Here is a 23,955-nt window from a genome sequence, read left to right as displayed (position 1 = left end):
CGACTGTGGGGCTGTGTGCAGCCTGTGCGGGCCTCTTCGCGGGTAAACCCGCTCCCACAGGTTTCGCGCGGACACTGAACCTTGTGGGAGCGGGTTTACCCGCGAAGAGGCCCGCACAGGCGATACAAAAGAGTCAGTCGTGTTTTTTCATCAAGTGCGGCGACAGGTTCAATTCCCGCCCGCGACGCAGGCGAATACGGCTGCGCCGCCAGAAGCGCACGCCCAGCCACAGCAACAGCAAGCCAGCCCCGGTGAGGATGCTGGCCAGCGGTTTGTTGGCATTGAGTTCTTGCAGGGCCGGGTAATTGCCCAGCAGGCCGGCGATGCCGGCCATGGCCAGCAGCACACCCAGCGTTGCCAGCAAGGCGGACAGGCCGGCAGCCAGGCGTGCGCCCCAATTGCGCGGTTCGCGCGTGCGCAGGCGTTTGGCGTCGAAACTGCCTTTGAGCTTCATTCCGATTTCCTCTGTGGATATCCGGAATTCGACCTGCGCTCGCCCTTTGGGTTCCGCCCGGCTGCCGGGCGGTCGTTACCCGCCTTGGATCAGATCAGGCTGGCGGTAGGGGCGACACAGGCGAAGTTGTCGGCCATCACGGCCATTTCACACTGGTGAATCTGTGCGGCCGGGATGACCCCGTCCTTGAACGCCAGGTCGCGGGTCGCCGAGGCGTCTTCCACCAGGGTGCACCGATAACCATAGTCCTTGGCGCGGCGCACGGTGGTGCTGACGCTGGAGTGGCTCATGAAACCGCAGACGATCAGGTCCAGGTGGCCCAGCGCCTGCAGGGTGTCGTGCAGCTTGGTGTTCTTGAACGCGTTAGGCATGCGCTTTTCGATGACGATTTCGCCTTCGTGTGGCTCCAGCCCAGGGATGAACTGGCCACCGCTGCCTTGTGGGTCGAAACGGCCACCGACAGTGCCCAGGTGACGGACGTGGATGATCGGACGGCCGCTCTTGCGCGCGGCATCGAGCAACCGGGCGATGTTGGCCACGGCCTCGTCCATGCCCGACAGTGCCAGGGGACCACTGAGGTACTCCTTTTGCGCATCGATGATGATCAGGCTGGCGTGGCTCAGCTTGGCCGGCGGGTAGTCGCGGCCAGTGAGGCGGAACATCGTGGTTGGAACGGACATCAAGGGCTCCTTGGAAGGGCTTTTGTATACCTATTGTCCCTTGCCTTGGCGTCAATGGGAATGGTTGACATCGCAAACAGCGTGGTTACTGGCCTGTGGCTACCCTTTGGGGAACGCCAAGGAACAATTGTGCGGGTTGGGCTGTTAGACTTTTGTACGGTCTGAATTAGGAGTACCCCCGTGATCACATCCCGTCTGCGCACGCTGCGCGACTACATTCGCTGGGCGGTCAGCCGCTTCCACGAGCGCGAGCTGTTCTTCGGCCACGGTGCCGACAACGCCTGGGACGAAGCCCGCCTGCTGGTGCTGGGCGCCGTGCACTTGCCATGGGAGGTGGCCGACAGCTACCTGGACTGCATGCTCGAGGACGACGAACGCGTGCGCCTGCAGCACCTGCTCAAGCGGCGTATCGAAGAACGCGTGCCCACCGCCTACCTGCTGGGCGAGGCGTGGTTCTGCGGCATGTCGTTCATTGTCGACGAGCGCGTGTTGGTGCCCCGTTCGCCGATTGGCGAGCTGATCGAAAAACGTTTCGAGCCGTGGCTGGCGGCAGAGCCTGCGCGCATTCTGGACCTGTGCACCGGGTCTGGTTGCATCGGCATCGTCGCGGCCGAAGTGTTCCCCGAGGCCGAAGTGGTGCTGGGCGACCTGTCGTTCGATGCCCTTGAAGTGGCGAACCAGAACATCGAGCGTCACGGCCTGGACATGCGCGTCTACACCGTGCAGGGCGATGGTTTCGATGGCCTGCCAGGGCAGCGCTTTGACCTGATCCTGTCCAACCCGCCGTATGTCGATGCCGAAGATTTTGGTGACATGCCGGCCGAGTATCACCACGAGCCTGAGCTGGGCCTGGCCTGCGGTAACGATGGCCTGGACCTGGTGCGGCGGATGCTGGCCGAGGCGGCTGACCACCTGACCGACAAAGGGTTGCTGATTGTCGAAGTGGGCAACAGCCAGGTGCATGTCGAGTCGCTGTACCCCGAGGTGGATTTCGCCTGGCTGGAATTCGAGCGGGGCGGGCATGGGGTGTTCATGCTGACAGCCGAGCAGTGCCGGCAGCATCAAGAGCTGTTCAAAGCTCGGGTTTGAGTGGGGGCTGCTTTGCGGCCCATCGCCGGCAAGCCGGCTCCCACAGGTACAGCGCCGTTCTCAAGGCCAGTGCTGCACCTGTGTGGCTTGCCGGCGATGTGGCCGGAACAAGCAACACAAGCAGTTGTTCCCACAGGTACAGTGCCGTTCTCAAGGCCAGTGCTGCACCTGTGGGAGCGGGTTTACCCGCGAAGCAGGCGCCACGGTCTCAGCGAGTAGCAATCCAGATCAGCAGCCCCGCTTGAAACATCGCAAACGCCACCAGGCAGGTGATGGTAAAGCGCAACCCGCCATCTTCACGCCGGTACTTGGCCACCCGCTCATCCCGTTCGCGCAGTTGGCCTTCCATTTCCTGCAGCTGTTGATCGGCCTGCTGCAGCAAGTTGGCCGCATCGAGAATCTCCACCCGCTGCAGACGCTCGCTGCTCCAGGCGCCTTTCAGCTGGCCCACCGTGGCTTCAACGGTACGGCCTTTGAGGTGCTGAGGGTCTTCGTACTCCACTTCGATACCCACCCCGCGCAAGAACTGGTCCCGGCGCAGGCGTGAATCCTCGCTCAGGGCATCCTTGCTCGGCAGTGCCATGCCTTCGACCCGGTAATGCGACCACCTGCGCTGCAGCCATTGCACGGCCTGGGCCAGCATGAAGCGGCCGATACCGCGGTTCAGGGGTTCCAGCTGCAGGCCCTGGTCGCTGCCAATGCGCACCAGGCGCTCGGCGTGGTCGACGCGGATATCCAGGTGGTTCTGTTCTTTGCGCACCTTTTGCCCCGGCAGCTGGATTTCCATGCGCAGCAGGCTGTGGGCTTTGTCGTGGCGCTCGGCGTAGCCGAACTGCACAAAGCGCAGGGGGCGGGCGCCGGTGGCGCGGTCGGTGGGCAAGGGGGCCAGGCGCAACAGCTGGAAGTGTTCGGCGGCAAGGTCGGCCCAAGGCAGCGCGGCGCCGTCCTGGGGTTGTGGCTCGTCGGCCGGCTCTAGGGCGGCGGGGGCAATTGTCATGGGGGCTGTCCTTAGGTTCGGGCATGCGGCAAATGGGGCTGCTGCGCAGCCCATCGCTGGCAAGCCAGCCCCCACCAAGGGCGCGCTGCTCTCAAGGGCACTGCTGCACCTGTGGGAGCCGGCTTGCCGGCGATGGGCCGCCAACGCGGCCCCGGATTCACCGCCAATACCGCCTTATCGGCAGCCCCGGCCAAGACCTGAGGGTCAGGCCGATGGCAAATGCTGGATGAACGTAACGATCCGCTCCCCCAACTCACGGGCCAGCGGCAGCTCGGGGTTGAGGTAGCTGTCACGCTGTTCGCTCATGGCCTTGGGGCTGATGCGCAGCATGTGGTTCATGCCATCGATCAGCACCAGTTGCGCATCCGGTTTTGCAGCCTTGAGGCGCTCGGCATCCGTTACGTCGACCTGCACGTCGTTGCGGCCCTGGACGATCAGCGCCGGCATCGGCAATTGCGCGAACGCCGCCGCCGGGTTCTGCCGGAACAGCGAAATCAAGTAGGGCTGCACGCTGGGGCGGAACACCTGGCGCAGCGGCGCGGGCACATCCAGGCTGGTCTGCCCAGCCTGCAGGCGGTCGAGCAAGTCACTGCCACGTGCCAATTGGGCGGGCGGCAGGCGCTGGGCCAGCTGCTCGCGCAGTACGTCGGCCAACGGGCGGCCGACGCCGGCCAAGGTGATCACCGCGCTGGCACCTGCCTGTTCGGCGGCGAGGCTGGCGATCAGCGCGCCTTCGCTGTGGCCCACCAGAATCAGCGGGCCGAACCGCGGGTCGGCCTTGAGCTTGTGGCTCCAGGCAACCACATCGGCGACATAGCGCTCGACGCTGAGGTCGCGCTCATCGGGCGTGGCCGGCTGGCTCGCGGCCACCCCGCGCTTGTCATAACGCACGCTGGCAATGTGGTCGTTGGCCAGCACCAGGGCCAGCCGTTTGAGGTTGTCGATACGCCCCGTGGCCGGGTTGTTGCCGTCTCGGTCGGTGGGGCCGGAGCCCGCAATGATCAACACCACCGGGGGCGGCGTGGCCTGTTGTGGTAGCAGCAAGCTGCCGTGCAGCACGCCCTGGCCGGTGTCGAGGTCGATGGGGCGCTGCAAGACGGTGGGGGAGGCGGCCTGGGCGAGGCCAGCACAGAGCATGAACAACAAGGCGACGAGGCGCGGCATCATGGGGTACTACGGTGGGGAGATGTCGGTTTGACCCAATGTTTGTGGGAAGGTTCGGTGGGTAGTTGCCTGTGCTGGCCTCTTCGCGGGTAAACCCGCTCCCACAGGAACATCACTGCTTTCAGGCTAGGGTCCACCCTGTGGGAGCGGGTTTACCCGCGAAGAGGCCCGCACAGACAACCAATCCCTCGGTATTTTTCCGTATACTGCCGCTTTCGTTCACCTCAGGCAGACTCGCGGAGCGTCCATGTCCGGCAATACCTACGGCAAGCTGTTCACTGTCACCACCGCTGGCGAAAGCCATGGCCCGGCGTTGGTCGCCATTGTCGATGGATGCCCGCCGGGCCTGGAGATCTCCCTGGCCGACCTGCAGCATGACCTCGACCGGCGCAAGCCTGGCACCAGCCGGCACACCACCCAGCGCCAGGAGCCGGACGAGGTCGAGATCCTCTCCGGTGTGTTCGAAGGCCGCACCACCGGCTGCTCGATCGGCCTGCTGATCCGCAACACCGACCAGAAGTCCAAGGACTACTCGGCGATCAAGGACCTGTTCCGCCCGGCGCACGCCGACTACACCTACCACCACAAGTACGGTGAGCGTGACTACCGCGGCGGCGGCCGCAGCTCGGCCCGCGAAACGGCCATGCGTGTCGCGGCAGGGGCCATCGCCAAGAAGTACCTGGCCACCCAGGGCATCACCGTGCGTGGCTACATGAGCCAGCTGGGCCCAATCGAGATTCCGTTCAAGACGTGGGAGTCGGTCGAGCACAACGCCTTCTTCAGCCCCGACCCGGACAAGGTGCCGGAACTCGAGGCCTACATGGACCAACTGCGCCGCGACCAGGATTCGGTCGGGGCGAAGATCACCGTCGTGGCCGAAGGCGTGATGCCAGGCCTGGGCGAGCCGATCTTCGACCGCCTCGACGCGGAACTGGCCCATGCGCTGATGAGCATCAACGCGGTCAAGGGCGTCGAGATTGGCGCTGGCTTTGCCAGTGTCGCCCAGCGCGGTACCGAGCACCGTGACGAGCTGACCCCGGAAGGGTTCCTCAGCAACAACGCCGGGGGCATCCTGGGGGGGATTTCCTCGGGCCAGCCGATCGTTGCGCACCTGGCGCTGAAGCCGACCTCCAGCATCACCACGCCGGGCCGTTCCATCGATGTGGAGGGCAACCCGGTGGACGTGATTACCAAGGGCCGTCATGACCCCTGTGTCGGCATCCGTGCCACGCCGATCGCCGAAGCGATGATGGCCATCGCCCTGATGGACCACCTGCTGCGCCACCGCGCACAGAATGCCGACGTGAAGGTCAGTACGCCGGTGCTGGGCCAGCTTTGATCCATTTGTGATTGATGTGCCGAATGCACCGGCACACCTCTGTGTAGGAGCAGCCTTGTGCTGCGAAGAGGCCGGTGCAGTTGGCAGATTCATGCAGTGGTTTCACCGGCCCTTTCGCAGCACAAGGCTGCTCCTACACAGTGGGATCGAGCCGGTACGCTAAACACACCATCGGCCCATTCCATGCCCCCAATCCCCTACTGGCGCCTGTCCAGCTTCTACCTCTTCTACTTCGCCCTGCTGGGCTCCACAGCCCCCTTCCTGGCGCTGTACTTCGACCACCTGGGTTTCTCCCCGGCGCGCATCGGCGAGCTGGTGGCCATCCCCATGCTGATGCGCTGCGTCGCCCCCAACCTGTGGGGTTGGTTGGGCGACCGCACCGGCCAACGCCTGCTGATCGTGCGCCTGGGCGCGTTGTGCACGCTGGCCAGCTTCGCCCTGATCTTCTTCGGCAAGAGCTACGCCTGGCTGGCGCTGGTCATGGCCCTGCACGCGTTCTTCTGGCACGCGGTGCTGCCGCAGTTCGAAGTCATCACCCTGGCGCACCTGCACGGGCAAACCGCCCGCTACAGCCAAGTCCGCCTGTGGGGTTCGATCGGTTTCATCCTCACGGTGGTGGGCTTGGGGCGCTTGTTCGAGTGGCTCAGCCTGGACATTTACCCGGTCGCCCTGGTGACGATCATGGCGGGCATCGTCCTCGCCAGCCTGTGGGTGCCCAATGCCCAGCCGCTGGAGCAGGGCGAGCGCAGCGGGGCGGGCGGCTTTTTACAGCAACTGCGGGCACCTGGGGTTATCGCGTTCTATGCGTGCGTGGCGCTGATGCAGCTCAGCCATGGGCCGTACTACACCTTCCTTACCCTGCACCTGGAACACCTGGGCTACAGCCGCAGCGCCATCGGCCTTTTATGGGCGCTGGGGGTGGTGGCCGAGGTGCTGGTGTTCATGGCCATGAGCCGCATTTTTGCGCGGTTTTCCGTGCAGCGGGTATTGCTGGCCAGTTTCCTGCTGGCGTCTTTGCGCTGGCTGCTGCTCGGCAACCTGGCCGATGACCCGGCGGTGCTGGTGCTGGCCCAGGTGATGCACGCGGCCACCTTTGGCTGCTTCCATGCCGCCTGCATCGCGTTCGTCCAGGCCAGCTTCGGCGCTCGCCAGCAAGGCCAGGGCCAGGCGTTGTACGCGGCGTTGTCTGGCACCGGCGGTGCGCTGGGCGCCTTGTACTCGGGCTACAGCTGGAAACTGCTGGGGCCGACCTTCACCTTTGGTATGGCCAGCGCCGCAGCCTTGGCCGCAGCCGTTATCATTGCCCTTTGTTCGCAATCGACCAGGACCCGCCACTGATGAGTACCCTCAGCGTTTTCCACCCGTCCAGCCCAGGCCTGCCGAACAAGCTGCTGACCCACCACGACGACATTGCCGCGACACTGGCCGAGCAGGGCGTGCGTTTTGCCCATCACCCGCTTGCGCTGCGGGTTCGCCCTGGCAGTTCAGAGGACGAGGTGATGGCAGCTTGCAGGGAGCACCTCGACCAGTTGATGACCGGCCACGGCAGTGCGGCCTTCACGCTGCTCAACCGTGATGGGGTGGACCCGGCACAGGCGGATGTACGTGACGAGCATGTGCATGACGCCGAAGAGGTGTTTGCGGTGGTTAGCGGGCGGGCGCAGGTGGGTTTGCGGTTGGGCGAGTTCGTGTATTCGGTGCTGTGCGAGAAGGGCGATCAGCTGGTGGTGCCGGCAGGCACGCGGCGCTGGGTTGAGCTGGGCGAGACGCCGTTCTGCCTGGCGTTGCGGTTGTTTGGCAGTGAGCAGGGGATGCAGGCGCGGTTGACCGGGGATGAGACTGCCCGGGCGTTTTTAGGGATCGACGAGTTGTAATGCTTGGGCGGGCCTCTTCGCGGGGCAAGTCGGACCGCCGCACCGCCGCTCCTACAGGTCAGTGGTATTCCTGTGGGAGCGGCGGTGCGGCGGTCCGACTTGCCCGCGAAAAGGCCGGTGCTGGCAATCAACGATAGGTCGGCAAGGCAAACCGCTGCTGGCTCTGCAGCATCGAAATCACCGGCAGCTCGCTGGCCTGTTCAGCCAGGTCGCGACGGATGGCGCTGATCGCCCAGGACAGCTGCTCGGCGCTGTGCAGTTGGCCGTAGGTCAACACGCGGCGGGTAACCTTGCCATCAGCGGCGCGCAGGGTGAGCAAGACACCACCATCGGGGCGGGGCTGGGTTGCGACCTGGTAGGCCGAAAACACCGAGACGAACTTTTCCTGGATGAGGTCCATATCAACTCCTGACTGTTGTGTGGCAGACGTGAGTTGATGGTTGCAGTGACCGTGCCAGAAACTGATTAAGTTAAAAATCCTTTAAATTCAATGGCTTACGATGCTGTTGTAAGGATCTCTTCGTGCAACCTGCAAGGTCGTGCATTTTGCACAGTGCATTTTGCACGGCCCGCCGCCAGCTATCGGCCCGATAGAATCTGAACCTTTGACCGCATGGCCTTGCCTGACAAAGACTTGGGCAACCATTTTTGCCAGGAGGTTCAACATGTCCACCGTCCAACCCTCGCCTGCCGCCATGACCGATGACGAAACCGCGGCCTTCGCCGAGCAGGTGTTCGAACGCGCCCGCCAAGGTGACGCCCCGATGCTTGAGCGGTTGCTTGCCAGTGGCCTGCCTGCCAACCTGCGCAACCACAAGGGCGACACTTTGTTGATGCTGGCCTGCTACCACGGCCACCATGACGCGGTGCGCGTGCTGCTGGAGCACGGCGCCGACCCATTGATGGCCAATGACAATGGCCAACTGCCAATCGCTGGCGCCGCGTTCAAAGGCGACCTGGCCATGATCCGCTTGCTGCTGGAGCATGGGGTGCCGATCGATGCCGCCGCGCAGGACGGGCGCACCGCGCTGATGCTGGCGGCGATGTTCAACCGCAGCGAGATCCTCGACTACCTGCTGGCCCAAGGTGCCGACCCAGCACACCAGGATGCCCGCGGCGCTACCGCGCTGATGGCCGCGCAAACCATGGGCGCGGCAGACGCCGTAGCGCGCCTGCAGGCGCTGGCCGGCTAACTGTTCGGGGGCGTTTGCGGCTATCCTTGGCGACTTTTCACCGGTCGCAGGCCCCCTTCATGAAAAACCAATTGCTCGAACTCATCACCCTCATCGGCGCCGGTTGCATGCGCGATGAAGACATCGAGCGCATCGCCGACGAGGCCGCCCAGGCCTACGCCGACCCCGTCGCCTTCCTGGCGGCCAACCCGGACATCAACTACGACGACACTTTCCCGATCCCGCTGGGGGAGTGGATCGTGTTGGGCAGCCTGCCGGACACCGTGCTGTTCCAGGCTGACAGCTATCAGGACCTGTTCCAGAACATCGCCGACTCGTTCGACAAGAGCGTGCCGTTCACCCTCAAGCCCAAGCAGCTGGCGCGCACCGAGCCACTGACCGCGCTCAATCGCATCCAGGTGCAGATGGGGGCGTTGAACAAGGAGGCGGGGGGTTATGTGCTGCTGAACTTCAGCCAGTTGCTGGATGATGAATTGCAGATGGTGATGGTCGGCCAGCATGACCTGGCACGGGTGCTGGAACTGGGGGCTGAGGTGGGGATCAAGACCGAGCCGGCTTTGGAGGCTTTGAAGGTCGCGGTTCACGTCTGAGTTGTCGGTTGGCTGGACCGGCCTCTTCGCGGGGCAAGTCGGACCGCCGCACCGCCGCTCCCACAGGAATACCACTGGCTTCTGAACTGTGGTGATCCTGTGGGCACAGGAATACCAGTGGCCTCTGAGCTGTGGTGATCCTGTGGGCACAGGAATACCAGTGGCCTCTAAGCTGTGGTGATCCTGTGGGAGCGGCGGTGCGGCGGTCCGACTTGCCCGCGAAGAGGCCGGTACAGGCAACCAAAGTCTTCAGCCCAGTGCTGTATCCAGAAACATCATCACCCCAAACCCACCCATCAACCCCAGGGTCGCCGCCGTCTGGTGGCCATTGCGATGGGTCTCGGGAATCACCTCGTGGGACACCACAAAAATCATCGCCCCCGCCGCCAACCCCATGCTTATCGGGTAGGCCAAGGCAAAACCAGTGGAAATCCCCAGGCCGATCACCGCACCCAGCGGCTCCATCAGCCCTGAACCCACCGCCACCAACGCCGCCTTCATGTTCGACAGCCCCGTGGCGCGCAACGCCAAGGCCACGGCCAGGCCTTCAGGAATGTCTTGGATGGCGATCGCGCTGGTCAGCGGCAGGCCGATGTTCATGTCGCCATTGGCGAAACTCACCCCAATCGCCATGCCTTCGGGCAGGTTGTGCAGGGTAATCGCCAACACGAACAGCCACACCCGGTTGATGCGCTCTGCCTCCGGGCCGCAAGGGCCAGTGCTCTCGTGCTCGTGTGGGGTGAAGCGGTCCAGGCCCAGCATCAGCAGTACCCCAAGGCCCATGCCCAGCACCACGGTAAACGCCGCCGCCGGGCCGTTGCCGGTGATCTCGCGGGCGGCATCCAGGCCCGGCAGAATCAACGAAAACGAACTGGCGGCCAGCATCATGCCGGCGGCAAAGCCGAGCATCACATCCTGGGTGCGCGCACTCACATCACGCAGCACCACCGCCAGTACCGCGCCCAGGGCGGTGGCGCCAAAGCCGGACAAACCGCCCAGCAGCGCCAGGTGCAGGTTGTCGGCATGGTCGCCATTGACCGCGTTCCACAGGCTTGCCGCCAGCAGCACGATCACCGCCAGCAGGCTCAACCCCAGGCCGGCGCTGAGCCAGGGGGTAGTCAGCACCTGTTGCCGCCAGGCGCTCAGCAGCGAGGGTGGGGTGGCGGTTTCGGAATGGGCTGGGGGCATGCGAACCTCGAATCAATGAATACAGGCAGTCTAAGCAAGGACCTGCACGATCGGCCAAGGATTCCCTTCTATCGACGTGATAGCTGGCTATGCTGTGCTGCAACGTCTTTGCAAGGGAGTAGCGGCATGGGGTCTACATTCAATAGCCTGGTTGGCCTGATCATTCTGGCCCTGGATATCTGGGCGATCCTCAATGTGATCAAAAGTGGCAGCGAAGTGGGCATCAAGGTGTTGTGGATTCTGCTGATCGCGCTGCTGCCGGTGATAGGGCTGGTGATCTGGGCAATTGCCGGGCCCAGGGGCAATGTGCGGATCTGATAGCGGACATAAGCAGAAATGCGGCCGTGACAAAATTTTCACATTGGTTTAAACAGAATCCGCACCCGCACAATGCTGCGTTGGTATTAACCTTCGCCATCTCCGCAAACCCGCAATCCTAGGACTTTCCCATTCATGGCTAACACGGATGCCTTGAAACAGGGCGCGCGAGCGTCGTTCGCGCCGACCCTGAAATCCCACCTGGCCTACACGCTGCTCAGCGGCCTGGTCATCATGCTGATGCTCAGCCTCGTGCGCCTGGCGCTGTTGGTCTACAACAGCGACATGATCGGCGATACCCCCTATGCGACTGTCGCCGAAGGCTTCCTCAACGGGTTGCGCTTCGACCTGCGGGTGGTGGTGTACATCAGCATTCCGCTGCTGTTGGCCATTCTCAGCCCTTGGGCCATGGCCCGGCGTGGCGTGTTCCGGCTGTGGCTGACCCTCGCCTCCAGCGTGGTGATGTTCCTCGGCCTGATGGAGATGGACTTCTACCGCGAGTTCCACCAGCGCCTCAACGGCCTGGTGTTCCAGTACATCAAGGAAGACCCCAAGACCGTCATGAGCATGCTCTGGTACGGCTTCCCGGTGGTCCGTTACCTGTTGGCCTGGGTCATTGGCACCTGGCTGCTGAGCCTGCTGTTCAAGGGCGTCGACCGCATGACGCGCGGCGGCCAGCCGACCGGCGCCACCCCGCAGCGCAGCGTAGCGCCGTGGTACAACCGCCTGGCGGTGTTCATGGTGATCCTGCTGGTGGCCGTGGTCGCCGCCCGTGGCACCCTGCGCCAGGGCCCGCCGATGCGTTGGGGTGATGCCTTCACCACTGACTCCAACTTCGTCAACCAGCTGGGCCTGAACGGCACCCTGACGTTGATCGATGCTGCCAAGAGCCGCTTCGGCGAAGACCGCGCCAACATCTGGAAGCCGGTGCTGGACCAGCCGCTGGCTACGCAGACCGTGCGTGAGCAACTGCTGACCGCCCACGACACCCTGGTCGACGCCGACGAAGCCGCGATCCGCCGTGACTTCGTGCCACCGGCCGACCGTACCCTGCCGATCAAGAACGTCGTGGTGATCCTCATGGAGAGCTTCGCCGGCCACTCGGTGGGCGCCCTGGGCAGCCCTAACAACATCACCCCGTACTTCGACAAACTGACCAAGGAAGGGTTGCTGTTCGACCGCTTCTTCTCCAACGGCACCCATACCCACCAGGGCATGTTCGCCACCATGGCCTGCTTCCCCAACCTGCCAGGCTTCGAATACCTGATGCAGACCCCGGAAGGCGGGCACAAGCTGTCGGGCTTGCCAGCATTGCTCAGCGCTCGCGATTACGACGACGTGTACGTCTACAACGGTGACTTCGCCTGGGACAACCAGTCCGGTTTCTTCGGCAACCAAGGCATGACCACGTTCATTGGCCGCAATGACTTCGTCAACCCAGTGTTCTCCGACCCGACCTGGGGTGTGTCCGACCAGGACATGTTCGACCGTGGCGCTGAGGAGCTGGCCAAGCACGACGGCAAGAAGCCGATCTATGCGCTGCTGCAGACCTTGTCCAACCACACGCCGTACGCGTTGCCCAAGGACCTGCCAGTGGCGCCTGTGACCGGCCAGGGCCGCCTGGACGAGCACCTGACGGCCATGCGTTATTCCGACTGGGCGTTGGGCCAGTTCTTCGAGAAGGCGCGCAAAGAGCCGTACTTCAAGGAGACCCTGTTCGTCATCGTCGGCGACCACGGCTTCGGCAACCACCAGCAGGTCACCGAGCTGGACCTGGGCCGCTTCAACGTACCGCTGCTGCTGATTGCCCCGGGCATCCAGGAGAAGTTCGGTGCGGTCGACCACACCGTCGGTACCCAGGTCGACATCGTGCCGACCATCATGGGCCGTCTGGGTGGCCAGACCCGTCATCAGTGCTGGGGCCGCGACCTGCTCAACCTGCCTGAGGGCGACCAGGGTGTGGGCATGATCAAGCCGTCGGGCAGCGAGCAGATCGTGGGTTTGGTGCAGGGTGACCGCATCCTCATCGAGTCCAAGGACATGAGCCCGCGTATGTACCGCTACCAGCTGGGCAGCGAGTTCAAGGCCGAGCTGATCGAAAGCCCGGACCAGCCGGAAATGCTGAAAAAGCTTGAAGCGTACATCCAGACGGCGACCAAGAGCCTCTTGGACAACACCGCTGGCGTCGTGCACGGCACGCCGAAGTAACCCCCAGCAGGCGCGCCTAGTGTCCCCGTCAGGCGCGTCCGCTGTCCCCGGCACGCGCGCCTGTCATCGCCGGCTGCCGCGTCTGTCATCGCCGGCTGCCGCGTCTATCATCACCGGCTGCCGCGTCCGTTGTAGGAGCAGCCTTGTGCTGCGAAGAGGCCAGTGAAAGCACCGTAGATCTTTGGTGTTTACACTGGCCTCTTCGCAGCACAAGGCTGCTCCTACAAGGGCCACCGCAAAACCCTGCCAATTGAAGGGCCACCGCAAAACCCTGCCAATTCAAGGACCACCGCAAAGCCCTGCCAACTGAACAAATCCCCCCGCCCAAGGTCAAGCTATACAGGCGCCACACACCCGGCGTTCTTCAGATCGAGGGCTCGTTCCATGAAAGAGTGGGAAGTCATCTTTGCCGACCAGAAAGGCGAACCGACGTCATTGCGGCTGCGGGCTGAACATTGCCCCAGCGAAGAAGACGCGGCCCGTGCCATTCGCTCGCACTTGTTTCCGGTCATGGATGAATTGGACCTCAACGACTTCCAGGACCGTGCACCATCCCCCACGGCGCGCTGGCTCAAAGAGCAAAATGGCGTAACCATCACCCGTATCCAGGAAGCGCCCTGAAGCTTGCGTTGACGTGGTGCCCACGCAGGCACTACGCTGGACCCAGGTGCCGGCCTATTCTGCGGGTCGGCACCCATAACATTCGCGTCTTGCATCAGCTCTATACAACTCGATCTGCCCGGCAACGCCGGCAGGTACGTAGTGCCCGGAAAGTCTATCCATTGCATTGCAGGAGGACGATTCATGAGCAGCCAGAACGACGATATCAGCAGCAATGTCCTGCGCCAGATGAAAGCTGGCGGTTTTGACTTCACCCGCATCCACCCCATTGAGTTCTACGCAGTATTCCCTGATGAAGCCGGCGCGCGACGGGCAGCCGGGCAATTTCGTGGCGAGTCCCTCAACGCCCAGGTACGCGAACGCAAAGACGGCGCCTGGCACCTTGAACTGAGCAAGGTCATGTATGCCACTTATGGAGGGATTGGCGACTTCGAAGAAACGTTCGAGCAACTCGTTTCACCGTACGGTGGCGAGGTCGAAGGATGGGGCGTCAAGCAAGAGCGACTGTGCGCCTGACCCTGAAACCCCAGGGCCGCTGTGCGGCCCTATCACGCAAATCACCCCTATCCTGTGGGAGCGGGCTTGCCCGCGAACACCGGCGGAGCCGGTGCCAACCACCGCGTCGCCTTCTTCGCGGGCAAGCCCGCTCCCACAGCTCGATCGCGTCGGCTTGGACGCCTGAGCAAGACAGTGGCGTGCATCGCTATTCAGGGCTTACGCCCCGCCATATGCCCCAGATAAGCCAGTAGCGCATCCAGCTCCTGCTCGCTCAACACAGCCTCTGTAAACCCCGGCATCTTCGCCTGCGGCCACGTTCGAAGGCTTTGCGGGTCACGTATCAGCTTGCGCAAAAATGCCGGCTGGAAGTACTCGGTAGGGTTATGCGGCAGGTTCAAGTCCGGCCCAAACTGGGCATCACCCGCGCCATTGAGGCGGTGGCAGGCCAGGCAGTTCTGCTGGAACAACGCAAACCCCTGGCGCACCGGGTTATCGGCCGGGAGCTTCGGGTCTGGCAGCAGTGCCGGAAAACGCTGCTCCACCGAGGCCAGGCGGCGGATGCTGGCGATCTGGAACGGCCACTGCTCCGGGCGGATGCCGCTGGCCTGCGGTGCTGTCCAGACCAGGTAGAACGGCCCGGCGCTCGGCTTGCCTTTGCCCAACGCGGGCCACGGTTTGGCCGGGTCTTCGACGGCCAGCCAGGCACGCGCCGGCCCTTGCTGCAGCAGCGGCGCGGCAGGCATTTCGGCAGCAAAACCATCCAGCGCGACGGCTTGCAGGTGGTCGTTCGCACCCACGCCCTTCAGCAGCACAGCCAAGGGGACGGCGCGATACTGCATGGGGCGCTTATAGGAAACGTCCTGCTCGATGCTGATGTCGCGCGCCTGCGGGTGGGCTAGCAGCTCGGCGCTGCTCCACTGGCGCGACGTGTCGCCCAGCTCGAGGTGCAGCTGCGCAGCCGACACTGGCAGGCTCAAAAGCAGGGCGAGTAGGGCAAGGCAGTGGCGCATGGGGAATCTCCGACCTTCAAGGCCGGCAGGTTACATGCGCGCTGCCTGTTGACGCCACAGCCACCGTCAGCCGAACAAACGTGTCAGGTTCGGCAGTATCAGCAATAGAGTCGTGGCGAAGAGAATGAGCCCTGCTTGGCGTATTTTCGATTGTCTGAACATGGCGGACCGCCTTCTTGTTGTTATTCCTGAATACCCGTTGGCTTCCCTGTCGCGTTTCGGGTCGATCGCAGTGGCGTAAGTTGACGCCTGTTCTGCTTGCCTCTTGAAAGTCGATATACAACCAACAGTAGGGTGTGCGTCATCCATGTTTGAGAACCCTTTGTTCTAATTGTAAGGTTGGTTAATTTCATTGGGTTATGAGGCCAATGGCCAGCTGGCTGGCATGCTCTCGCTAGACAGTGGCGTTACTGCAAACGACACGCCGGCAAAATATGACCGTTCGTCAGTGCGGCCTACTTGCTTGTACGTGTCTTTCGCGGCAGTCTCTACAGCAGATTCCCACCCATGTCGTTCAGGACTATTTCTATGTCGTTACGCATCTGCATCCTGGAAACCGATGTCCTGCGACCGGAGTTGACGGCGCAGTACCACGGCTATGGCAGGATGTTCGAGCAGCTGTTCTCGCGTCAGCCGATCGCCGCCGAGTTTCGCGTGTACAACGTGATGAACGGCGACTATCCCGCCGACGATGAAATGTTCGATGCCTACCTTGTGACGGGCAGCAAGGCCGATTCGTTCGGTTCCGATCCCTGGATCCAGACGCTCAAGGCTTACTTGTTGAAACTCTACGCACGGGGCGAGAAGCTGCTGGGCGTGTGTTTTGGCCATCAACTGCTGGCCTTGACCCTGGGTGGCAAGGCCGAGCGCGCCGAGAAGGGCTGGGGTGTGGGCATCCACCGTTATTCACTGGCGGCGCATGCGCCCTGGATGGACCCGGAGGTTTCCGAGCTGACCCTGCTGATCAGCCACCAGGACCAGGTCACCGAGCTGCCGGAAGGCGCGACCGTAATTGCCTCCAGCGACTTCTGCCCCAACGCGGCCTACCACATTCGTGACCAGGTGCTGTGCTTCCAGGGGCACCCGGAGTTCGTGCATGACTACTCCCGTGCGTTGCTGGATGCGCGGCAGACGTCGTTGGGGGATGAGGTGTACCACAAGGCCATTGCCAGCCTGGCCACCGAGCACCAGGGCGACCTGGTGGGCGAGTGGATGTTGCGGTTCATTGGGCAGTCGGTGAGTAAAGACAGCGTGGCGTGATGGCCGGGGGCCGCACAGCGGCCCCAACATCAGCGCTGTACCTGTAGGAGCTGGCTTGCCTGCGATGGGCCGCACAGCGGCCCCAACATCTCAAAGCCAACCCGACTTCTTGAAGCTGGCATACAACCCCGCACACCCCAACCCAATCACCCCCAGCACACCAAAGTACCCGTACTGCCACGCCAGCTCCGGCATGTTCTGAAAGTTCATCCCATAAATCCCGGCAATCGCCGTAGGGAAGGCCAGAATCGCCGCCCAGGCCGCGAACTTGCGTTGCACGATGCTCTGGCGCGACGACTCCAGCAACATGCCGATCTCGATGGTCTGGCTGGCAATATCGCGAATGCTGACCAGGTCTTCCATCTGCCGCGTGACATGAATCTGCACATCGCGAAAATACGGTCGCATGTTCTTGTCGATGAACGGAAAGCTCAGGCGCTGCAGTTCTTCGCTCACCTCCAGCATCGGCGCCACGTACCGGCGCAGGCGCAAGATGTCGCGCCGCAGGCTGTGCAGCCGGCGGATGTCATCTTCTTGCAGCGAACCGCCCAGCACGCTCTGTTCCAGTTCTTCAATTTCGCCATGGATCGCCTCGCTGACCGGCTGGTAGTTCTCGGTCACGAAGTCGAGCAGCGCATACAGCACGAAGTCCTCGCCATGCTCCAGCAGCAGCGGCCGTGCTTCGCAGCGTTGGCGCACCAGGGCGTAGGATTTCGAGTGGCCGTTGCGGCAGGTGATGATGTAGCCATTGCCAGCAAAGATATGGGTTTCGATGAACTCCAGCTTGCCTTCATGCCGTACCGGCGAATAGGTGACGATGAACAGCGCATCACCGAAGGTTTCAAGCTTGGGCCGGCTGTGCTTTTCCAGCGCGTCTTCAATGGCCAGCTCGTGCAGGTTGAACTGCCGCTGCAGGTTGGCCAACTCCTCGGCGTTGGGCTCTTCGAGGCCGATCCAGACGAAGTGGCCGGGCTTGCGCGCCCATTCGCTGCCTTCGTCGATGCTGATGTTAGTGACCTTTCTGCCGGCGCTGTACACCGCCGACGCCACGACTCGACCCATGGTTGTCCACTTATTCGATTGAACACCCTTACAGCTTGGGCTGTAAGGGCCCAGAGGGCAACCTAGCGGCGTGCGAGTTCATCTTCCATGCGGTCGATGCACTGCTGCATCTGGCTGCGGCACTGTTCGATGAGGGCGGGGATGTCGCGCTGGCTCAAGCCCGCCGTGGCAATCGGCGGCAGCGAGCGCACGATCACCGTCCGTTGCCGCCAGCTGTTCAGGTTCAAACGCCGGGCATAGCGGCTGACGCACACCGGCACGATCGGCACACCGGCTTCGATGGCCATGTGAAAGGCGCCTTTCTTGAACGCCAACAGGTGGTCTGCCGGGTTGCGGGTGCCCTCGGGGAAAATCCAGATCGATGTATCGTCCTGCAGCACCCGCGTGGTCTTTTGCAGCGCCTTGCGCGCCTGGTGGGCATTCTTGCGGTCGATCAGCACGTTGCCGCCCAGCCAGAACAGCTGGCCGAACAACGGGATCCAGCCCAGGCTTTTCTTGCCAATGGCCACGGTGCGCGGCGGCACTGCCTGGCCAATGAGGAACAGGTCGAAATTGGACTGATGGTTGGCGATGATGACGCAACCGGGCGGGTGATCGAACAATGGGCCGACTTCGGCCTTGACCTTGACGCGCATCAGCCAAGCGGCCGGCACGCTGTAAAGCCGGGCAAATACCCGGCTGTTGTCGGGGTTGAAGGGGCGGCACAGGCCGATAAGCAGGCCTACAGCGCCAACCAGCAGAAAATGCAGGGCCAGCAGGAGCATGCGCAACGAATAAAGCATGGGATGACTCACACCAGATAGTCGCATTCCAGTGTACGACTGTGCACTCAAAGAGGCAAACCTGGGGTGAGTCTGTCGACCTGCAGGGTTAGCCCATGTGGTTCTGGTCCAGTTCGATAGCCTTGTCCAGAGCCTCCAGCAGGCCCTTGCGCACCTTCAGCTTGGTGTTTTTGTGTGCCAGCATGTTCAGCTTCTTCAGTTCACGGGCCGCAGCCAGGGCCGCCTCGTGCAGTTGCTCGGCCGGCACCACCTTGTCGAGGAAGCCGGCGTCCAGTGCGCCTTGCGGGTCGAAGATCTCGGCGTTGATCACCGAGCGGTGGAAGGCCGAGCGGCGCAGGCGGTCACGGGCCAGTTCGATGCCGGCATGGTGCATGGTCATGCCGATTTGTACTTCGTTCAGGCAGACCTTGTAGGGCCCGTCGACACCAATGCGGTAGTCGGCCGACAGCAGCAGGAAGGCCCCTTTGGCCACGGCATTACCGGGGCAGGCGACGATCACCGGGAACGGGTGCGACAGCAGGCGGCGGGCGAGGGTGGAGCCGGCGGTAACCAGGCCTATTGCCTCCTTGGGGCCACTGGTCATGACCTTGAGGTCGTAGCCGCCAGACAGAATGCCCGGCTGCCCGGTGATGATCACCACGGCACGTTCCTGCTCGGCGCGGTCGAGGGCGGCGTTGAAGGCAGTGATGACATCCGGCGAGATGGCGTTGACCTTGCCGTTGTTCAGGGTCAGGGTGGCGATGCCGTCTTCGGCGTGGTAGGTAATCAGCTCGCTCATGGCAGAGTCCTTTTGTTGGCGTGGCGACGACGTTACCCAGCGCCGTGGGCCAGGTAAAGCAGCAAGGCTGACTGGCCGGTCAGCGTTTACCGGGCCTCAAATGCAAATGCATGAAAAATTTGAAAAAAATGCTTGCCAAAGGAAAGGCCTTCCACTAAATTAGCGCGCCTCGACAGGCTGAAAGGCTTGAAGAGAAAACGGTGAAGTGTCCGAGTGGTCGAAGGAGCACGCCTGGAAAGTGTGTATACGAGAAATCGTATCAAGGGTTCAAATCCCTTCTTCACCGCCACATTCTACAAAAAGCCCCCGCGCTGAAAAGCTCGGGGGCTTTTTGTTTTCGCAGTGCTTATGGGGCTGCTGTGCAGCCCATCGCCGGCAAGCCAGCTCCCACCCGAACTGCCTAGCCTTTAAGGCAAGCGCCGCACCTGTGGGAGCTGGTTTGCCAGCGATGAGGCCAGAACAAGCACCACAAGACAGTTGCTCCCACAAGAACTTTGCAGACTCCAAGGTTGGCGCCAGGCCTGTGGGAGCCGGCTTGCCGGCGATGGGCCGCACAGCGGCCCCGGGTTCATCAGAAACTCACAGACGCCGACAACCGTGCCGTACGCGGCGCACCCTGGAACAGGTAGTTGTCCCCCAGGTAATCCCCCACATCGCGCCAGTAGCGCTTGTCGAACACGTTATCCACGGTCAACCGCAGCACCGTGTCATACCCCCCAATGCGGATGCGGTAGCGGCTGCCGACGTCGAACACGGTATAACCGCCCACCTCGACATTACCCGCCTGGCTGGCATATTTGCTGGCGCTGTAGCGCGCACCGCCCAGCAGCGCCAGGCCAGGTACCGGCAGGCTGTATTCGGCCTGCAGCGCCGCACGCAGTTTGGGCACATTGATTGCCTGATGCCCTTCGTAGTCCTCGGTCCCGCTGTTTTTTACCCGTGCGCGAATGGCTGCGGCACTCGCCTGCACTTGCAGGTTCGAGGTCACCCAGCCACTGGCGCCCAGCTCCAGGCCGGTGTTTTTCTGTTGGCCTTGCTGGACATAGGTGAAGGTGCCTTGGCCATCGGGGCGTGCGTATTGATACGCCTGGCGGATCTGGAACAGTGCGGCACTGAAGCTGATGCCTTGCCAGTCACGCTTGATGCCCAACTCCAGCTGGCGTGACAGGGTGGGGGCGAGGATTTCAGCCGCGTTGCTGGCAAACCACGGTGCGGTACCGCCAGCCGACAGGCCTTTGGCATAGCTGGCGTACAGCGTGGTGTCTGGGCGTGGCTTGTAGATGAGCGCAGCATTGGGCAGCAGCTGATACTGGCGAGTGTGGCGCCCGGCAACACCGGTCTCGTCCCAGGTCTGCTCGTCCAGGCGCACTTCGCGAGCGCCGATCACGGTTTGCCACTGCTCGTTGAAGCTGATGCGATCACTTACGAACAGGCCGTACTGGCGGCTGTCGAGGCGACGCTCGCTGGCGCCGATCGGCTTGTCAGACGGGTCGAGTGCTGGCGCACCGGTGTAGATATTGCCGGTACCCAGCCACTCGTTGTAATAGGGGCGTTGATCCACCGTGCGGCGTTGCGCGCTGCTGCCGATTGTCAGGTCGTGCCCTACGCCCAGGGCATCGAAGCGGCCGTTGAGCGTGGCCTGTGCCTCGTCGGTGCGGCGGGTGTCATCCGGGCTGCGGTAGTCATAGATGTCGTAGTCGCCATTGCTGCCAAAAAACGCCCCCTCGCTCGAGCCCCAGGCAAACGCACTGTAATCGTCGATCACCACCTTGCTGCGCGACGCACTCAACGTGCCAGTCCAGGCCTCGTTGAAGCGGTACTCGAAACGCCCGCCCAGGTTCAGCGAATCGTTCTGCACCGGCTTGGCCCACTGCTGATAGGCCAGGCGATCATGCGGGTCGATACCGTGTGGCACCTCGGTGCCGCCGAGCAACTGGTAACCGGGCACCGAGCGTTGTTCGCGGTGCTGGTACTCGGCGTCCAACTGCAGCGTGGCATCCGGGTTGATCTGCCAGTCGAAGGCCAACGAGGCGAAGTCGCGCTTGCCATCGGCATGGTCGACATAGCTGCGGATGTCTTCATGGGCCAGGTTGGCGCGCAGGCCGAACTGCCGCTCGCTGCCGAACCAGCCGCCCAGGTCGGTGGCCAGGTAACGTTCGCCTTGTTCGTTGGTCGATACCGTCACGCTGCGCACGTCTTCGGCGCGCTTGGTCACGTAATTGATTAGGCCGCCCGGTTCCGAAACGCCGCTTTGCAGCCCGGACAAGCCCTTGAGCAATTCCACTTGCTGTTTGTTTTCCAGGGCCACGTTCTGCTCGCCGGCGAGGGTCTGGCCATTGATCCGGTAGCTGCTGGCGGCATTCAGTTCGAAGCCGCGCACGTTGAAGTTTTCGTAATAGCCGATGGGTGCATAGCTTTCCCCCACCGAGGCGTCGCTTTGCAGCACTTCGCTGAGCTTGCGCACCTGGCGGTCCTCCAGCAATTGTTGGCTGAACACGCTGACCGAGGCTGGGGTGTCGAGCAGCGGCGCGGGCTGGAAACCACCCACCGAGGCTTCGCGCACCTGGTAGCCGTCGTTGCCATAGCTGTCGGAGACCCGCAGCGGGTCTAGCACGATGCTGTCTTCGGCAAGCAAATGAGGGCAATGCAGGGCCAGGCCCAGGCTGAGCAAGCTCAGGGGCAGGCGGGGGCGAAGCGGGGGCATGCGGAGGCTCCTGGATACGCGACACCAGTGCCGGCCTCTTCGCGGGCAAGCCCGCTCCTACAGGATTTTGCGCAACCCTTGTGGGAGCGGGCTTGCCCGCGAAGAGGCCGGCACAGGCCATGAAAAAGGCGGCATCTTAACAGCCGCCTTCAACATTGGACGATCAGGCCCGCGCGATATTCAGTCGTTGCTGGCCGGGCGCTTGTGCTGGCGCCAGCTGTCGTCGATCTTCGACCAGGTCTTGCCATCGGTGACGGCCAGCAGTTTGCGCCCGTCCTTGAAGGTGGCGAGGAAGGTGGCTTCTTCTTCCTTGCCACCGAGCCAGAGCCCGGCCAGCAGCCCCACCGGCCCGGCCACCAAGGCCCCAGCTACACCCCAGCCAAGGGCGGTACCCAGGCTGCGGCTGGACTCCAAACTGGACAGCTTGAGGTCACTGATGCGTGCAAGTGAGATCCGCTCGCCAGGCGAGGGGCTGCGCGGGGTCTTGAGTGTGAGCGATCCATTGCGATACTCGCCTTCACCTTGCAAGAAATCGCCGGATCGAACCGTGAGTCTTGTCATAATGTCGTCCTTCAGGGAGGGGGCATTGTCCAGCGCCTACTTGAGCCCTCCCGAGGCAGGCAGTCAACGCTCAGGCGACGGAGGGTAGTGCGTTGCAATGTCGCGGCTGATGCGCTTGCGCTCGGCCAGCGCCCAGGCCAGCAGCGCCAGTGTACCGATCACCAAGCCGGCCACGACAATGCCCATCCAGCCCTGACGCTGGAACAACTGCGTCCCCAGCAACGACCCCAGCGCACCGCCGATGAAGTAGCAGGTGATATAGCCTGCATTCAGCCGTGTGCGCGCCTCTGGCCGCAGCGCGATCACCGCGTTCTGGTTGCTCACGTGTACCAGCTGCACGGCCAGGTCGAGCATCAATACCCCCAGCAGCAACGCCAGCAGCGAGTACTCGGCAAAGCCAAGCGGCACCCACGACAGCAGCAGTACGATCAGCCCCACTGTGGTGCCCAACGCCCCCTTGCCTCGGTCGGCCAGGCGCCCGGCCCAGTTGGCCGACAGCGCCCCCGCCGCGCCTGCCAGGCCGAACAGGCCGATCACGGCGTCCGAGTAGTGGTAGGGCTCTTGCGCCAGCAGGAAGGCCAGTGGTGTCCAGAACAGCGCGAACAGGCTGAACGCCAGCAAGCCCAGCAGCGAGCGCAAGCGCAGCACGGGCTCTTCGATGAACAGGCGGAACACCGAGCCGATCAAGGCCGGGTACTTCAAGCCGGCATGGCTGTGGTGCTGCGGCAAGCTGCGGTACAGGGCCAGGGCGGTGATGGCCATCAGTACCGCGGCCAGCACATAGATGCTGCGCCAGCCACCCAGCTCTGCCATGAAACCGGCCGCCGTACGCGCCAGCAGAATGCCCAGCAACAGGCCGCTCATCAGTGTGCCCACTGCACGCCCGCGCTGATGCGGCTCACTCAGGCTCGCCGCCATCGGCACCAGGATTTGCGCCACCACCGAGAACAGGCCGGTCAGCGCGGTACCGAGCAGCAACCACGGCAGGCTCGGTGCGCAGGCGCTGATGACCAGGCCGAGGGTCGAAATGGCGGTCATCACCGTGATCAGGCGGCGTTGCTCGAACAGGTCGCCCAGGGGTGCCAGCAGCAACAGGCCAGCGCCATAGCTGAGCTGGGCGGCGATGACGATGCTGCCGGCGCCGGCGGTGCTCAGGCCGAACTGCTGGGCGATGCTGTGCAGCAACGGTTGCGCGTAGTAGTTGCTGGCCACGGCCAGGCCGGTGGCGGTGGCCATCAGCAGGATCAGGGCGCGACTGAGGTTGGGGGCGTTCATGGGGATCTCGGGGGGCATTGGCAGGGGGCTGTATTCTAGGGCGTTGAGGGTATGGCGGGGGATGTTTAGCGCCTGGGAGATCGAGCGCCGCCCGCGCGGCGCATCGCGAGCAACGCTCGCTCCTACGTTTGTTTCGGGCCAATATTCCTGGGGCATTCGCGCGCGACCGCCCTGGCGCATGACGCGATATCGCGTCGAACAAACAAGGCGGTCGCGCGCGCCTGTCACAGGCGTTACTGGCCAAAAACAAACGTAGGAGCGAGCGTTGCTCGCGATGCGCCGCGCGGGCGGCGCTCGATCTCCCAGGCGC

24 protein-coding genes and 1 tRNA gene are annotated in these 23,955 nt (G+C 63.2%); 12 read left to right on the top strand and 13 right to left on the bottom strand.

Translation table 11 applies throughout. From position 1 onward, the window contains the following. Nucleotides 1-133: 133 nt before the first annotated feature. Nucleotides 134-454 carry a hypothetical protein gene (locus tag AC5PZ0_RS27805; protein WP_027596008.1) on the bottom strand — a complete coding sequence of 107 codons (321 nt, stop codon included), beginning with the start codon at nt 452-454 and terminating at the stop codon, nt 134-136. An 89-nt stretch (nt 455-543) separates the two neighbouring features. Then, complete coding sequence (locus AC5PZ0_RS27800; protein ID WP_027596009.1) at nt 544-1,134, bottom strand: cysteine hydrolase family protein; 591 nt, start codon at nt 1,132-1,134, stop codon at nt 544-546. A 180-nt stretch (nt 1,135-1,314) separates the two neighbouring features. Between AC5PZ0_RS27800 and prmB the strand changes: the two genes are divergently transcribed. Continuing rightward, nucleotides 1,315-2,223: a 50S ribosomal protein L3 N(5)-glutamine methyltransferase gene (gene prmB / locus AC5PZ0_RS27795; RefSeq protein WP_085273721.1), complete on the top strand. Its 909-nt coding sequence runs from the start codon at nt 1,315-1,317 to the stop codon at nt 2,221-2,223. Between the two features lie 208 nt (nt 2,224-2,431). On the opposite strand, the gene AC5PZ0_RS27790 is transcribed toward prmB, so the two are convergent. Next, nucleotides 2,432-3,220, bottom strand: coding sequence for a hypothetical protein (locus tag AC5PZ0_RS27790; protein ID WP_238216110.1), 789 nt, complete (start codon nt 3,218-3,220; stop codon nt 2,432-2,434). A gap of 204 nt (nt 3,221-3,424) precedes the next feature. Further along, a complete protein-coding gene (locus tag AC5PZ0_RS27785; protein WP_027596012.1) occupies nt 3,425-4,387 on the bottom strand; it encodes an alpha/beta hydrolase in 963 nt (320 codons plus the stop codon). A 244-nt stretch (nt 4,388-4,631) separates the two neighbouring features. Here AC5PZ0_RS27785 and aroC point away from each other — a divergent pair, with 244 nt between their 5' ends. The 3 genes from aroC (at nt 4,632) to AC5PZ0_RS27770 (ending at nt 7,597) form a co-directional block, all read left to right on the top strand. Further along, the gene (gene aroC / locus AC5PZ0_RS27780) at nt 4,632-5,723 is read left to right on the top strand and encodes a chorismate synthase (RefSeq protein ID WP_027596013.1); all 1,092 of its coding nucleotides are present in this window, start codon (nt 4,632-4,634) and stop codon (nt 5,721-5,723) included. Between the two features lie 183 nt (nt 5,724-5,906). Next, entirely contained in the window at nt 5,907-7,061 is a 1,155-nt protein-coding gene (locus AC5PZ0_RS27775; protein ID WP_265970332.1) for an MFS transporter, read from the top strand. Further along, nucleotides 7,061-7,597 carry an oxidase gene (locus AC5PZ0_RS27770; protein ID WP_265970331.1) on the top strand — a complete coding sequence of 179 codons (537 nt, stop codon included), beginning with the start codon at nt 7,061-7,063 and terminating at the stop codon, nt 7,595-7,597. The genes AC5PZ0_RS27775 and AC5PZ0_RS27770 overlap by 1 nt, the downstream gene beginning before the upstream one ends. Before the next feature lie 127 nt (nt 7,598-7,724). Here the strand turns inward: AC5PZ0_RS27770 and AC5PZ0_RS27765 are convergent, their stop codons facing one another. After that, nucleotides 7,725-7,997 carry a DUF3509 domain-containing protein gene (locus AC5PZ0_RS27765; protein WP_027596016.1) on the bottom strand — a complete coding sequence of 91 codons (273 nt, stop codon included), beginning with the start codon at nt 7,995-7,997 and terminating at the stop codon, nt 7,725-7,727. 265 nt (nt 7,998-8,262) lie between these two features. On the opposite strand from AC5PZ0_RS27765, the gene AC5PZ0_RS27760 reads away from it, so the two are divergent. Next, the gene (locus AC5PZ0_RS27760) at nt 8,263-8,790 is read left to right on the top strand and encodes an ankyrin repeat domain-containing protein (protein ID WP_493856166.1); all 528 of its coding nucleotides are present in this window, start codon (nt 8,263-8,265) and stop codon (nt 8,788-8,790) included. 59 nt (nt 8,791-8,849) lie between these two features. Then, nucleotides 8,850-9,380 (top strand): hypothetical protein, encoded by a 531-nt coding sequence (locus AC5PZ0_RS27755; RefSeq protein WP_027596018.1) that lies wholly within the window; start codon nt 8,850-8,852, stop codon nt 9,378-9,380. A 249-nt stretch (nt 9,381-9,629) separates the two neighbouring features. Here the strand turns inward: AC5PZ0_RS27755 and AC5PZ0_RS27750 are convergent, their stop codons facing one another. Further along, on the bottom strand, nt 9,630-10,568 hold the full coding sequence (locus AC5PZ0_RS27750) for a ZIP family metal transporter (protein ID WP_027596019.1): 939 nt from the start codon (nt 10,566-10,568) through the stop codon (nt 9,630-9,632). Between the two features lie 126 nt (nt 10,569-10,694). Between AC5PZ0_RS27750 and AC5PZ0_RS27745 the strand changes: the two genes are divergently transcribed. The 4 genes from AC5PZ0_RS27745 to AC5PZ0_RS27730 all read left to right on the top strand — a co-directional run bounded on the left by AC5PZ0_RS27745 (nt 10,695) and on the right by AC5PZ0_RS27730 (nt 14,231). Beyond that, a complete protein-coding gene (locus AC5PZ0_RS27745) occupies nt 10,695-10,886 on the top strand; it encodes a PLDc N-terminal domain-containing protein (RefSeq protein WP_027596020.1) in 192 nt (63 codons plus the stop codon). A gap of 135 nt (nt 10,887-11,021) precedes the next feature. Then, entirely contained in the window at nt 11,022-13,094 is a 2,073-nt protein-coding gene (locus tag AC5PZ0_RS27740; protein WP_493856165.1) for an LTA synthase family protein, read from the top strand. 384 nt (nt 13,095-13,478) lie between these two features. Further along, the gene (locus tag AC5PZ0_RS27735) at nt 13,479-13,715 is read left to right on the top strand and encodes a hypothetical protein (RefSeq protein WP_027596022.1); all 237 of its coding nucleotides are present in this window, start codon (nt 13,479-13,481) and stop codon (nt 13,713-13,715) included. A gap of 183 nt (nt 13,716-13,898) precedes the next feature. After that, nucleotides 13,899-14,231, top strand: a complete 333-nt coding sequence (locus AC5PZ0_RS27730) for a ribonuclease E inhibitor RraB (protein ID WP_027596023.1) — start codon at nt 13,899-13,901, stop codon at nt 14,229-14,231. A gap of 191 nt (nt 14,232-14,422) precedes the next feature. On the opposite strand, the gene AC5PZ0_RS27725 is transcribed toward AC5PZ0_RS27730, so the two are convergent. Beyond that, nucleotides 14,423-15,223: a cytochrome c gene (locus AC5PZ0_RS27725; RefSeq protein WP_493856164.1), complete on the bottom strand. Its 801-nt coding sequence runs from the start codon at nt 15,221-15,223 to the stop codon at nt 14,423-14,425. Between the two features lie 528 nt (nt 15,224-15,751). Here AC5PZ0_RS27725 and AC5PZ0_RS27720 point away from each other — a divergent pair. Continuing rightward, nucleotides 15,752-16,483 carry an amidotransferase gene (locus tag AC5PZ0_RS27720; protein ID WP_454242336.1) on the top strand — a complete coding sequence of 244 codons (732 nt, stop codon included), beginning with the start codon at nt 15,752-15,754 and terminating at the stop codon, nt 16,481-16,483. A gap of 90 nt (nt 16,484-16,573) precedes the next feature. Here AC5PZ0_RS27720 and AC5PZ0_RS27715 read toward each other — a convergent pair whose 3' ends face one another. From AC5PZ0_RS27715 to AC5PZ0_RS27705, 3 genes are all read right to left on the bottom strand, one after another. Continuing rightward, nucleotides 16,574-17,545 carry a magnesium and cobalt transport protein CorA gene (locus tag AC5PZ0_RS27715; protein WP_099428589.1) on the bottom strand — a complete coding sequence of 324 codons (972 nt, stop codon included), beginning with the start codon at nt 17,543-17,545 and terminating at the stop codon, nt 16,574-16,576. Nucleotides 17,546-17,607: 62 nt separating this feature from the next. Then, on the bottom strand, nt 17,608-18,327 hold the full coding sequence (locus AC5PZ0_RS27710; RefSeq protein WP_493856163.1) for a lysophospholipid acyltransferase family protein: 720 nt from the start codon (nt 18,325-18,327) through the stop codon (nt 17,608-17,610). An 88-nt stretch (nt 18,328-18,415) separates the two neighbouring features. Then, the gene (locus tag AC5PZ0_RS27705) at nt 18,416-19,105 is read right to left on the bottom strand and encodes a crotonase/enoyl-CoA hydratase family protein (RefSeq protein ID WP_265970296.1); all 690 of its coding nucleotides are present in this window, start codon (nt 19,103-19,105) and stop codon (nt 18,416-18,418) included. 199 nt (nt 19,106-19,304) lie between these two features. On the opposite strand from AC5PZ0_RS27705, the gene AC5PZ0_RS27700 reads away from it, so the two are divergent. Then, a tRNA-Ser gene (locus AC5PZ0_RS27700) sits at nt 19,305-19,394 on the top strand. Nucleotides 19,395-19,676: 282 nt separating this feature from the next. Here AC5PZ0_RS27700 and AC5PZ0_RS27695 read toward each other — a convergent pair. From AC5PZ0_RS27695 to AC5PZ0_RS27685, 3 genes are all read right to left on the bottom strand, one after another. Continuing rightward, on the bottom strand, nt 19,677-21,809 hold the full coding sequence (locus AC5PZ0_RS27695; protein ID WP_493856162.1) for a TonB-dependent siderophore receptor: 2,133 nt from the start codon (nt 21,807-21,809) through the stop codon (nt 19,677-19,679). A 180-nt stretch (nt 21,810-21,989) separates the two neighbouring features. Then, on the bottom strand, nt 21,990-22,370 hold the full coding sequence (locus tag AC5PZ0_RS27690) for a hypothetical protein (RefSeq protein WP_027596030.1): 381 nt from the start codon (nt 22,368-22,370) through the stop codon (nt 21,990-21,992). A gap of 63 nt (nt 22,371-22,433) precedes the next feature. Then, complete coding sequence (locus AC5PZ0_RS27685) at nt 22,434-23,645, bottom strand: MFS transporter (RefSeq protein ID WP_493856161.1); 1,212 nt, start codon at nt 23,643-23,645, stop codon at nt 22,434-22,436. Between the last annotated feature and the right edge of the window lie 310 nt (nt 23,646-23,955).

This window comes from Pseudomonas sp. 5.2 (assembly GCF_059025405.1).
Note: the sequence above shows the minus strand (reverse complement) of the source record. Positions and strands in the feature narration are given on the sequence as shown.

Coding starts and splice junctions, on each gene's coding strand:
- AC5PZ0_RS27685 (WP_493856161.1), bottom strand. CDS start 23,645: ATGAACGCCCCCAACCTCAGTCGCGCCCTGATCCTGCTGATGGCCACC.
- AC5PZ0_RS27775 (WP_265970332.1), top strand. CDS start 5,907: ATGCCCCCAATCCCCTACTGGCGCCTGTCCAGCTTCTACCTCTTCTAC.
- AC5PZ0_RS27750 (WP_027596019.1), bottom strand. CDS start 10,568: ATGCCCCCAGCCCATTCCGAAACCGCCACCCCACCCTCGCTGCTGAGC.
- AC5PZ0_RS27760 (WP_493856166.1), top strand. CDS start 8,263: ATGTCCACCGTCCAACCCTCGCCTGCCGCCATGACCGATGACGAAACC.
- AC5PZ0_RS27800 (WP_027596009.1), bottom strand. CDS start 1,134: ATGTCCGTTCCAACCACGATGTTCCGCCTCACTGGCCGCGACTACCCG.
- AC5PZ0_RS27690 (WP_027596030.1), bottom strand. CDS start 22,370: ATGACAAGACTCACGGTTCGATCCGGCGATTTCTTGCAAGGTGAAGGC.
- AC5PZ0_RS27740 (WP_493856165.1), top strand. CDS start 11,022: ATGGCTAACACGGATGCCTTGAAACAGGGCGCGCGAGCGTCGTTCGCG.
- AC5PZ0_RS27705 (WP_265970296.1), bottom strand. CDS start 19,105: ATGAGCGAGCTGATTACCTACCACGCCGAAGACGGCATCGCCACCCTG.
- AC5PZ0_RS27790 (WP_238216110.1), bottom strand. CDS start 3,220: ATGACAATTGCCCCCGCCGCCCTAGAGCCGGCCGACGAGCCACAACCC.
- AC5PZ0_RS27725 (WP_493856164.1), bottom strand. CDS start 15,223: ATGCGCCACTGCCTTGCCCTACTCGCCCTGCTTTTGAGCCTGCCAGTG.
- AC5PZ0_RS27710 (WP_493856163.1), bottom strand. CDS start 18,327: ATGCTTTATTCGTTGCGCATGCTCCTGCTGGCCCTGCATTTTCTGCTG.
- aroC (WP_027596013.1), top strand. CDS start 4,632: ATGTCCGGCAATACCTACGGCAAGCTGTTCACTGTCACCACCGCTGGC.
- AC5PZ0_RS27805 (WP_027596008.1), bottom strand. CDS start 454: ATGAAGCTCAAAGGCAGTTTCGACGCCAAACGCCTGCGCACGCGCGAA.
- AC5PZ0_RS27785 (WP_027596012.1), bottom strand. CDS start 4,387: ATGATGCCGCGCCTCGTCGCCTTGTTGTTCATGCTCTGTGCTGGCCTC.
- AC5PZ0_RS27770 (WP_265970331.1), top strand. CDS start 7,061: ATGAGTACCCTCAGCGTTTTCCACCCGTCCAGCCCAGGCCTGCCGAAC.
- AC5PZ0_RS27755 (WP_027596018.1), top strand. CDS start 8,850: ATGAAAAACCAATTGCTCGAACTCATCACCCTCATCGGCGCCGGTTGC.
- AC5PZ0_RS27745 (WP_027596020.1), top strand. CDS start 10,695: ATGGGGTCTACATTCAATAGCCTGGTTGGCCTGATCATTCTGGCCCTG.
- AC5PZ0_RS27735 (WP_027596022.1), top strand. CDS start 13,479: ATGAAAGAGTGGGAAGTCATCTTTGCCGACCAGAAAGGCGAACCGACG.
- AC5PZ0_RS27730 (WP_027596023.1), top strand. CDS start 13,899: ATGAGCAGCCAGAACGACGATATCAGCAGCAATGTCCTGCGCCAGATG.
- AC5PZ0_RS27720 (WP_454242336.1), top strand. CDS start 15,752: ATGTCGTTACGCATCTGCATCCTGGAAACCGATGTCCTGCGACCGGAG.
- AC5PZ0_RS27765 (WP_027596016.1), bottom strand. CDS start 7,997: ATGGACCTCATCCAGGAAAAGTTCGTCTCGGTGTTTTCGGCCTACCAG.
- AC5PZ0_RS27695 (WP_493856162.1), bottom strand. CDS start 21,809: ATGCCCCCGCTTCGCCCCCGCCTGCCCCTGAGCTTGCTCAGCCTGGGC.
- AC5PZ0_RS27715 (WP_099428589.1), bottom strand. CDS start 17,545: ATGGGTCGAGTCGTGGCGTCGGCGGTGTACAGCGCCGGCAGAAAGGTC.